A 10283-nucleotide genomic window follows, 5' to 3' on the forward strand; every position below is an offset into this window, starting at 1 on the left:
AGACGCTAAACTCTAAGAACGAGAATGTGGAATTGCTAACAAAACAATCCCCGTTCTTTAGAGCGGGGAGCGGTCAAATTGTGACATAAATAGGGCTTGCCCATGCCTTTGCTCCATCTGTCTGCAGCACTCGAACCCAATACGGATGACAACCCGTGGGCAACGCTGCCTCTCTAAATGTAAACGCTACTTCCCTACCAATACCGAGCGGCAGTCGTTCAAATCCAACTTTCATATCAATTCCACCGGCATCGACGACAACGGGTGAATCGTTGATTTCCTGAAGCGGGACTGTCCGATTTAACACTGGGGTCCTAAAATCGAGGATTGTCTCATGCGGTACGTTGAGTCTCAGGATTACTCCATCGGCGTCTCCGGTTGTTACGGATTTCCAAGACACGGTTCGTTCGGTTACCGCCTCAATCCCTTCAGCGGGAGTGTCAAAGGCGTAACCTTCCGCGTTTAGAATCTGTCCCCTATCGATTTCAAGGCTACCGTCCCATTGCACTAGTCGATTTCGCGCCCGAATCCGCTGTCCCGACCACGCCACACGGATCTGATCATCCGCTCGTTCGGTTGTTTCGGGGAAGGTGTAGATCTGTTGCAGTCCTCTGAAAATGTCCACCCGTTCGATGGGAGCGGTGCCAACCACATTCACAGCGATCTCCGGCGGTTGGCTCGCCTGATATGCTGACCCCATTGGTTGACTGTCTGCGGTTACGTCAAGCAGGATGCGCTGCCCTGTCGTCCCGTAACATCGACGGGCTTTCAGAGCTTCCCACAACCCTTCTCGCGTCAACTCTGTTGCGTAGATACAGGTCAATCCACCGTAGACACCGAACGAACCGCTGCCCGGCGGGGCGGCACCGGGGCGTCCCTTGTGGTCGTCGCTCCCGGCGGTGAAACCGACTTGGTAACCCTTTTCCAATGCTTCCCGCAGAAACCACTCGAACTCGCCCCACTCAGAGTAAACCTCAATGAGCGGTTCCAGTTCCGGGTCGTGCCAGTTGAGATTGGCGTAGCGTCCGCCGACATGGGGCAGCAGCAGGACATCTTCTTCTCTCAGAGTATCGTAGAGTTCTGTGACGTGGGTGCAATCGGTATTGATGTCCGATTTGTCAGGGATCAACACATGACTGGACCTGTGCAGGGGGCCATCGTTTCCCGGATAGTAGACGTTGTGGTCGCCTCCCAGCGGCGTGTTTGCTGACCACTCATACCCGACAAAGGTGACAAATCTGCCGGGGTCGTATTGGGTGTTCGCCTGCGTTTTAATCTCCTTCCAGACCGCTTCAGTGATTTGGAAGTCGTTCCCTTGATGTCCGGCGAAATCAACTAAGGCTGCCTCCCGTGCAAAACGAAAATAAGAAGAGACCGGATTGGTGCCGACGGTTTCTTCGCTTTGACCGTGGAGGTCGCCCCAGAAGGGTTGGTAGGTGCCACGATTTTCCACACAGCGAAGCGGGTTTCCTTCTGCTTCCAACCCATTTTCTGAATCGGTTACGCTCACTCGATAAGTCTCCGTTTGGGGCGCTTTCACACCTTCAAAACGGTGGGCCCCTCGGTCTGTGGAGTGGAATTGATACGTCTCTGGCAAACCGCTCAATCCTTCAGCGTTGATTTGGACGGTTCCGTTATATCCGGTGCTGGGATTGCCCCAGAGGTCTTCAGCTTTAATCCCGATCCATGTTTCTTCATCGGGGATGGTTTCCGAGGGGACCAATACCACCAACTTGTGCGGGGGACCACTGATGATTGGGATCTTTGGAGAGGGAACTTCCGTGTAAACCCATGTCCCACACCAGTCGACAGCGACGCGAAATTCAAACGCTTTTTTGCAGAAGGTCTGTGCTCGACTGCCCGGACTGCCGCCTGAAGTCTCTCCGAGTGTTAGGGTGATAGTGTCCCCTTCGGAGAGGGAATCGTCAAACACATCAACGGTCACACAGAGCCGCCAAGGCCGGATGTAGCGTTGCTTTTCAAACCGCGCCCGCAGGGATGCGGGACCTGTCGTGGAGACGGTAGCATATTCCGGTGCGGAAGGGTTTTCAAATTGCGGTGCTGCCCAGTCACTGACATCACGCCAAGCGAATTTAATGACACCGCCATCATCGATTCCGTAGCGACCGGCGTGGTAGGTGATACGCCATGTACCGACCGATCCCGCTACAATCGGGGCAGCCGGATCGATCTCTGCCCAACCGTATAAGGCGCGAATTTCTGATTCCGTCATAGGATATTTCTCCGCATCGTGCGCGAGATATTAGTACCACCCGGCTTTGTTGACCACATTGCGTAACGGTTCGCCGGCGGCAAACCGCCTAGCGTTTTCGAGGAGAACCTCGAATCGGCGTTCCGGGAGGTTTTCGGCGTCCTTCACCGCGATGTGGGGTGTGAGCAGAACGTTGGGCAGGTTCCACAAACGGTGATCCGATGGCAGCGGTTCTGTCTCGAATACATCGAGACCGACCCCGGCAATTTCACCCTTCTCAACAGCGTCTGTGAGGTCGTCTATTTTCATGGTTTTGCCGCGCCCGATATTGATGAAGTAAGCGGTATTCTTCATCAGGCGGAAACGTTGGGCATTCCATATCCCCTCGGTTTCGGGTGTGTGCGGCGTTGTCGCTATCACGAAGTCGGCACGTGGTAGCAGGGAATCCAGATCCGCCGGCGGGTGCATCTCGACGTATGGGAGATCATATTCCGGTCTTGGCTCTACACCGATTAGCTTCATGCCGAACTCCGAACATAGCCTTGCTGTCTCATGGCCGATGCCGCCTACGCCGAAGATTAGGGCGGTGGATACAGCGAGATCGACGTAATTTTTACGAGCGTCCGGGGCCCATCTGCGTTCTCGTTGTGCTTCGACGTAGTAGGGCAGCCCGCGAGAAAGTCCGAGAAGGAACATCATGATATGGTGGCTGATATGATCATAGTAGATACCACGTGGGTTACCGATCATCACGGGATGCTCAATAAGTTCTTTGTAGTAGTAGCCCGGAAAGGGACCTGCATCGGGATTTTGCAACCACCGTAATTTTGTTGCGACCTTCAGCGCATCGGGCGGTATCCAGCCGTATGCTGCGTCAGCATCGACAATTTCACGGCGTGCCTCTTCGTCGGTTTCGGGGACAGCGACGCTATACTCCGGGAGGTTTGCCTCCAGACGCGGGGCGAACTCGCGCTTGAGTTCATCCAACGGTGGCATCATGACAAGTTTGATCATAGTGTTGTCCTCTGAGATTGGTAGTAACGAAAGTATGTAGGTCGAGATTCATATCTCGACACAAAACTGTCGATTTTGGAAAATCGACCTACAAAATCCGAAATCGTTTCGGGTGTATTAGAGCCGGTTCAAATTGTCAAACGGTGGCAGAACCTAGCTGAAGCGTGATCGGCGTGATTCCATGTTGGTATGCACGTCGAGAAGTACCGTGCGACCGTCTGCGTTCAGTTGCTGCGCCTGCTCAAGTGCGGGAACCATTTCGCTCGGCTTAACCACAGTGATACCGACCGCTCCCATACCTTCGGCAATCTTAGCGTAATCACCTGTCATTTCCGTTGTGCCGAACTGCTCACGGGCTGTTGGATAGCCCCCGGGGTAGGTGGACATCCCGCCGTTGTTGAGGACAACGGTGGTGATAGGTGCGCCAGCACGAGCAGAGGTTTCGAGGTCTAAGCCGGACATGCCGAAAGCACCATCGCCCATGAAGTTCAAGCAGAACTTGTCAGGTTTGGCGATCTTTGCCCCGATCATCAACGGTATGCCAAAACCGAGATGGGTGGTTTTGCCCCAACCGATGTAGCTGTGTGGCACGGTTCCGGGGTAGAACGGCATGATTGAATCACGCGGGGCACCGGCATCGTGGGTGACGATGCTATTCTCCAGATCCATTGCCTTGACCATATCACCGATTACGCGGTAGGTGTTAATCGGCTCTTCGTCGGAGTTGAGCAGCGGTGACCATTCATCCATCCACGTTTTCTTGAGTATGGCAATATCTGTGGCGACTTGGGTTTCGCCCTTTCTGCCGCTTTCGCCGAGTTGGGCTTTGGCTTCCTCGATCATCGCCTCTAGCGTCAGCTTGGCATCGCCGGGCAGTCCGATGTCAACGGAGAAGTCTTTGTTGATATCTTCGATGCTTTCGGCGTTATGGATGATGACCTTGCCATCCGGAATCGGTTGACCGTAATGCGTGTGGGTCAGACTTGAACCGATGGCGAGTAGCACATCTGATTCCTGCAACCACGTCCGCGCGGGGAGAGTTGTCGCACCGCTACCGGAGCCAACGGAAAGGGGATGTCGCTCGTCGAAGGAGGATTTGCCCGGCATGGTGCAGTAGACCGGTATCTCGGTCAACTCGGCAAATTCCCGAAGTGCCTCGGTTGCGCCGGAGAGTAGAACACCCATCCCCGACCAGATGACGGGTTTCCTCGCGTTCAGCAGTTCGCTAACGGCGTCTTTGATATCGCTGGGGGAAGGGAGCTGAAGTGCTCGCTTCGGTGACTTGTAGTTGAGAGCACCATCTGGTACGTCCTGCAATCCGACATCGCTCGGTGTCTCGACGATTACGGGACCAGGGCGACCATTCCGGAGATGATGGAACGCGCGGCGCATAACGGTCGCAACTTGATCCGGTTTTGTGATGACCTCGCCGTATTTCGACACTGTTTGGTATGTGCGGACCGGTGAGAAGGAGGGACGAACCGCGTATTCGGCGATTGAGGGACCGCCCGGTAGGTACAGAATCGGCACGTTGTCGGCGAAAGCTTGCGCAATACCGCCCATAGAGTTTTCAGCGCCGGGCCCGCCTTGTGTGATGATGACGCCGAACTTGTTACGGTTGTTGACGCGACTGTACCCGTCGGCTGCCATGACGGCACCACGCTCGTGTCGGAACATGACGGTCCGGATACCCTCTTGGGCAACCGCTTCGATGAGTTGATTGGAGGGGAAGCAGGATATCCATTCAACGCCTTCCATTTTCAATATTCGTGCTACGGCTTGTGTTGTGTCCATCTAATCGGATTCTCCTTTAATTTTGGTTTATTGTTTCATTGATTGATTAAACTAATGAAGGCTATACATTGTTCTTCGTTGTGGCCTAATAGGCATAAGGGTTACGGCATACAGAGGTTACGGCACGCGGAGCGTGCCTACTACTTTGATGCAGCTTGGATTATTATAACGGATTCGCTATACTTTCGCAAGTGTTATGATTTCCACTATGCCTGCTTGACAACCCACGGTAAACTGGATAAAATAGACTTCGTATGCAGTTCTCCGGTTATATGTACAATTTGGTAATAGGTTGCTGTTGACTTCTCTGTGTTCTCCTAAAAAAACAGTGCGTAATACATAATATTAAAAATTTCCCTCTTGCTCATTACGCATCATTCTTCCGTCTGGCTGATAAAATTGAACGACCAACAAGTTCCTAGCGAAACGCGACCCGATGACATCAGTGACCATGAGCTCGTCCGCCGGTGTCAAGACGGTGACAAGCGAGCCATGGAAACCCTTATGCGTCAGTATCAGCAGTGGGTGTATAATATCGCTTACGGGATGCTCGCAAGTCCTGAAGACGCCAGTGATGTGGCGCAGGACGTTTTTCTTTGGCTTTGGGAGAATATTGGGCAGTTTCGATTCAAATCTCAGTTTTCGACGTGGTTATACCGGATTGTTACTAACAGATGCCTCAATTTGAAGGATCAGCGCCAGCGGCGTAAGACCGATCCGATGGAGATTGACGACTCGCAGCCGTGGGTGCCGATTAACACGGCGACTCCGGAAAGCACGGTCTTGCAGGCAGAACAGCGGGAGATTTTGCAGCAGGCGCTCGCTAGCCTCAAAGATGATTACCGAAAGATACTGGTTCTCCGCGAAATGCAAGACCTGTCCTATGAGGAGCTGGCGGAGGTGCTTGGCTGCTCTTTGGGGCGCGTTAGATCGCGGCTGCATGAAGCGCGGCAGGCGTTGCGAAAGGCGATACAGCAGCTTGAGCGGTAATGGGGTGATACGACGTAGATTGCCGTGTATCTGATAATGCTATCATCTATCAAGGATAATACGTAATGCGTAAGAAACAGATTACATGTGAGTATTTTTTATTTAGGACTTACGCAGCGCGTTCATAAGTCCCCCTGATTTTCCAAAGTCCCCCTGACAAGGGGGATTTAGGGGGTTGGGGAATTTAGGGGGTTAAAAATCAAAAATCTACCCCCGTGTGCCAAATTTGCGTTAGTCCTGTTATTGTTAACACCAACCTGAAAGGATATTTGCTATGTCATTTCCACTTGCCTACAGTGCCCTCCGTTGGGAAAACCCCAATTTAGAACAAACACTTGTGCAGCTCCGAGAGGCTGGCTGGGACGGTTGGGAAGCCCGTCAGTCGCTCGATTGGCTCGGTTCGGCGCGTCGCGTTACTCAGATCTGTGACGCTGTCGGTATACAGGTCGCTGCCATTTGTGGTCCCAATGTCACGCTTGACGTAACGCAGCCAACCCATGAGATTAACAAACGGCGGATTGAATTCGCCTCGGACCTTGAGGTTCCTACCTTTATGACCAAGGGGCCAGGACGCCTTGAGGGGGAAACGACAGATCTCGATCTAGATCGCATGGCGGCGGTCTATGAGGATCTCGCTGCTTACGGCGAACCGCTCGGTGTTACTGTCACCTTCCATCCGCATACGGGACATGTGGTGGACAGTGCCGATGAGTGGAAGCGATTCATGACACGCCTCGATCGATGCCGCCTATGCCTAGATATGTCTCATGCTGTCCACTGGGGTTATGATCCCATTCAAGCGGTTTACGATTATCGGGATCGCATCTCCTACGTCCACCTTCATGATCATAAAGATGGGGGTAATGTCGAGTTAGGTGAAGGGCTCATGTGTGACTATCCTGCCTTTCTGAAGGCGTTAGAGGATATTGGCTATAGCGATTGGATAACTGCCTGTCCGGGAGCGACAGAGCGTACCGACGAAGCGAAGATCCGAATCAATCGCGCTTACCTGAAAGACATCGGTTATTGATGTTGGGACACCAGTGCATTGGTACATTAGTTCATTGGCTCACTGAACGGAAAAGGGCTGCACATTGCATTTCGCTGTGCCGTCGTTGGCACAAGGGTTACGGCACACGGAAGCCCGATAAGATTCCCAATAAATCGGGACAGGCGCGATTATAGTGACTCAGAGAAATAAGTGGACATTTACCAATAACTCCAACCTACGCGAAGTTTCCAAAGTCCCCCTGATAAGGGGGATTTAGGGGGTTGGTTCTGGATTGGGAGTGTCTAATTATGGTAGATTTTAGAATTACTTGGGCACTGCAAATCGGCGAGGTTAGCAAACCTCGTCTACCGGGGATGGAAAAATCCGGGCATCACCCCGGTAGGTGCGGTTTTTAACCGCACCGCATCGGCGCAGTTGGAAACAGCGCCTGCCAAACACGGGGAGCGAAAGTGTCTATTTATTTTCAGAATTCACCATAATTCTGAAATCTACTATAAAAGCAATGTGCCCTACTACTTTAACGGCATACGAAGGTTACGGCACACGGCGTTTGCCTACTACTTTATTCTCATGGAGGGACGAAGTTACGTGCCTCGACTGGCTCTTCGCACACTCGTTCCCTATCTACTCGGCGTTCTTATCGCAAGGGTCCTACCTATCCCTCTCTTTTGGATCTGGCTGATTGGGCTGATCTGCCTTATCGGTGGCGTTGGATTCTCCTATTTATGGAAAACGGATGCGCGTATATCGAGGTGGGGCTGGGTGTTCCTGCTAGGGGCGATCTGTGCGTGTGGTATGTTCCGTTTGAAGGTTGTGCTGACTTCACCCATTCCTCTGGACTTCTATGATCAGCCGGTGCATTTCTCAGGGGAGATGGCGTATCAGCCAGAACGGGGTGAGCAGTGGGAGGCTGGTTACGCAAACGGGACTATCCGATTGGTAGGGAACCGAAACTTAGCGGTGGACGCGGAGCTCCTGATCCGATTCCGTGAGCCGATCCCTTTGCGGTACGGCGATCGGATCGAGGTCGAAGGGGTATTACGTCAGCCAAACGGTCAAAGGAATCCGGGGGGCTTCGACTACCGTTCCTATCTCGCCCGTCGGGGGGACTTCGGGATTCTGTATCCGCAGTGGAATCAGGAGATTGTTCCGACGGATAGTTCCGGCTTTCCGCTATTGCGCTGGACGGAAGGGTTGCGTCGGCGGGTCGAAACTGTCATCGACAGAGCCTATCGCGAGAATCGTATTCATGCTCAAGTTCTCAAGGGGCTGCTCCTTGGGCTGCGAAGTGAACTTTCGCCCGATATTCTTGATGCCTTCCGTAATAGCGGAAATATACATATCCTCGCTGTGTCGGGCTTGCACGTTGGGCTGATTGCGACTGTCTGCTTTTTCGGCTTTTCGCTTCTGCGCCTGCCTCGAAAAACTACCGACCTATTGACGATTGCCGCTGTGGTGCTCTACGCCTGCCTTGTCGGTTTTCGCCCGTCCGTTTTCCGTGCGTCGCTGATGGCGTTTATCTACCTGATCTCGCGGATTATCGATCGAGATAGAGATCTGTTTAATCTGCTTGCGTTGGCTGCGCTTGTCCTGTTGTTGATTAACCCCGCGCAACTGTGGGACATCGGCTTCCAACTGTCGTTTGCTGCGGTGGCAGCTATTGTTTATCTTGCACCCAAGTGGGAGGGCTTTATCGCCCGTATCTTCGGGTTCGGTCGAACCGATTCGACGGTTGATCGCGATAGTGTGCTGCGCCCTCAATCCCTTTGGGGACGTGCAGCTTGGTGGCTGGCGATGGGGTTTGGAGTGACATTATCCGCACAGGTGGGGACGACTTTAATCGGCGCATGGCACTTCCATCGAATCTACCCAATTGGACTCCTCGCGGGGCTGTTTACTGTCGGACTTGCTGCGCTCTTAGTCAACATAACGCTGCTCTCGGTTTTGCTCGGTTTGATCTGGCTGCCCCTTGCATCACTTGATTCTCTGGATCTTCCTGGAGTTGATTGAGTTTTTCGGTCAACCGTGGACGGTGCTGAAAACACCGCCGCCAAGTTTCGGTTTCATTGTGGTTTACATCGTCGGCTGTTTCGCGGTTGTGTATTGGGTGTGGGTGTGGATGCACCGAAAACAGGTTCTGGTGATTGGGTTGATGGTTCTGGCGATCTGGATTTGGGACGCCGCTTGGCGTGAGCGGGGTAGGCTGTTAGATATTACGTTTCTTGATGTCGGACACGGGGACGCGGCGTTTGTCCGATTCCCTGACGGGAAAGTTATGTTAGTCGATGGGGGAGCCAATTCATTGAGGACTGAGGCGACTGAAGCGGGAATTGTGAGGCGCGTGGGTTACGATCATGGCGAGCGGACGCTTGACCCGTTCTTGTGCCACGAAGGTGTTTTTGGGATAGACCTGCTCCTTTTGAGCCATCCGGACAATGACCACGGCGGTGGGTTGGCGCATATTTTGCGCGGTTTCGATGTCAAGCGTGAGTCAACCCATCAGATCCTGCATGAAATTGTTGATGCAAAACGTATTCCCCATGAACTCGGTTACGCTGGAACGGTTGACCTGACCTCCACGACGCTGTTGGAGTTGCTGCATCCGTTTGATGCAGCGTCAACAGATCTGCATGATAAGGATGTCAATAACGATTCGCTTGTTCTGAAGTTGACGTATGGGGACGTGCGGATCTTGTTCACGGGGGATATCGAACGAAAGGTTGAGTTGATGTTGGTTGAATCGGGTAAGGATTTAAGGTGCCACATCATGGGAGCAAAACATCTAGCAGTACGGAGTTCCTCGATGCTGTGCGTCCGCGGTACGCGATCTTCTCTCTGGGGCAGCGGAATCGATACCGCTTCCCGTCTGAGGTAGTCGTGGAACGTTACCGTGAACGAGAGTGTCATATCTTGCGGACAGATCGGTTTGGGGCTATCCGGTTGCGAACCGATGGACGACGGTGTTGGGTTACACATCATGTGGAGGAACGGTGAGGATAGCGGTCACAGAATGCCCTTGAAATACCGTGAAGTTTATGATACTATCGCAGCTTAGTATTTGAAACCGAGTTTTTTCTGCAAAACTCGGTTTCTTTGCACTGTTTCTTAATATGTGTGCCCAACTTTATCGTATCAAGGTAGTAGAGGTTATCGGTAACGACACGATGACGATTGTGGAGGTATCGGTATGAGCCTGAAAATACGCTTAAAAAATCTTGGCATCCTGAAACATGCAGAGTTTTCGCTCGGAGATTTGACCCT

8 protein-coding genes are annotated in these 10283 nt (G+C 52.7%); 5 read left to right on the forward strand and 3 right to left on the reverse strand.

Going from position 1 to position 10283, the window contains the following annotated elements; all coding sequences use genetic code 11:
* Positions 1–73: 73 nt before the first annotated feature.
* From J4G02_17165 to J4G02_17175, 3 genes are all read right to left on the reverse strand, one after another.
* On the reverse strand, positions 74–2233 hold the full coding sequence (locus J4G02_17165; protein ID MCE2396281.1) for a DUF3604 domain-containing protein: 2160 nt from the start codon (positions 2231–2233) through the stop codon (positions 74–76).
* 30 nt (positions 2234–2263) lie between these two features.
* Positions 2264–3226 (reverse strand): D-2-hydroxyacid dehydrogenase, encoded by a 963-nt coding sequence (locus J4G02_17170; GenBank protein ID MCE2396282.1) that lies wholly within the window; start codon positions 3224–3226, stop codon positions 2264–2266.
* Between the two features lie 153 nt (positions 3227–3379).
* Positions 3380–5020 (reverse strand): thiamine pyrophosphate-requiring protein, encoded by a 1641-nt coding sequence (locus J4G02_17175; protein ID MCE2396283.1) that lies wholly within the window; start codon positions 5018–5020, stop codon positions 3380–3382.
* A gap of 399 nt (positions 5021–5419) precedes the next feature.
* Here J4G02_17175 and J4G02_17180 point away from each other — a divergent pair, with 399 nt between their 5' ends.
* From J4G02_17180 to J4G02_17200, 5 genes are all read left to right on the forward strand, one after another.
* Positions 5420–6010, forward strand: a complete 591-nt coding sequence (locus J4G02_17180; protein MCE2396284.1) for a sigma-70 family RNA polymerase sigma factor — start codon at positions 5420–5422, stop codon at positions 6008–6010.
* 274 nt (positions 6011–6284) lie between these two features.
* A complete protein-coding gene (locus J4G02_17185) occupies positions 6285–7040 on the forward strand; it encodes a sugar phosphate isomerase/epimerase (GenBank protein MCE2396285.1) in 756 nt (251 codons plus the stop codon).
* Positions 7041–7610: 570 nt separating this feature from the next.
* Positions 7611–9032 carry a ComEC family competence protein gene (locus J4G02_17190; protein MCE2396286.1) on the forward strand — a complete coding sequence of 474 codons (1422 nt, stop codon included), beginning with the start codon at positions 7611–7613 and terminating at the stop codon, positions 9030–9032.
* Positions 9025–9897: an MBL fold metallo-hydrolase gene (locus J4G02_17195; protein MCE2396287.1), complete on the forward strand. Its 873-nt coding sequence runs from the start codon at positions 9025–9027 to the stop codon at positions 9895–9897. Before J4G02_17190 ends, J4G02_17195 begins: the two co-directional genes overlap by 8 nt.
* Before the next feature lie 15 nt (positions 9898–9912).
* Positions 9913–10077, forward strand: a complete 165-nt coding sequence (locus tag J4G02_17200; protein ID MCE2396288.1) for a hypothetical protein — start codon at positions 9913–9915, stop codon at positions 10075–10077.
* The last annotated feature ends 206 nt before the right edge of the window (positions 10078–10283 follow it).

This window comes from Candidatus Poribacteria bacterium (genome assembly GCA_021295755.1).
Taxonomy (GTDB): domain Bacteria; phylum Poribacteria; class WGA-4E; order WGA-4E; family PCPOR2b; genus PCPOR2b.

Coding starts and splice junctions, on each gene's coding strand:
- J4G02_17165 (MCE2396281.1), bottom strand. CDS start 2,233: ATGACGGAATCAGAAATTCGCGCCTTATACGGTTGGGCAGAGATCGAT.
- J4G02_17170 (MCE2396282.1), bottom strand. CDS start 3,226: ATGATCAAACTTGTCATGATGCCACCGTTGGATGAACTCAAGCGCGAG.
- J4G02_17175 (MCE2396283.1), bottom strand. CDS start 5,020: ATGGACACAACACAAGCCGTAGCACGAATATTGAAAATGGAAGGCGTT.
- J4G02_17185 (MCE2396285.1), top strand. CDS start 6,285: ATGTCATTTCCACTTGCCTACAGTGCCCTCCGTTGGGAAAACCCCAAT.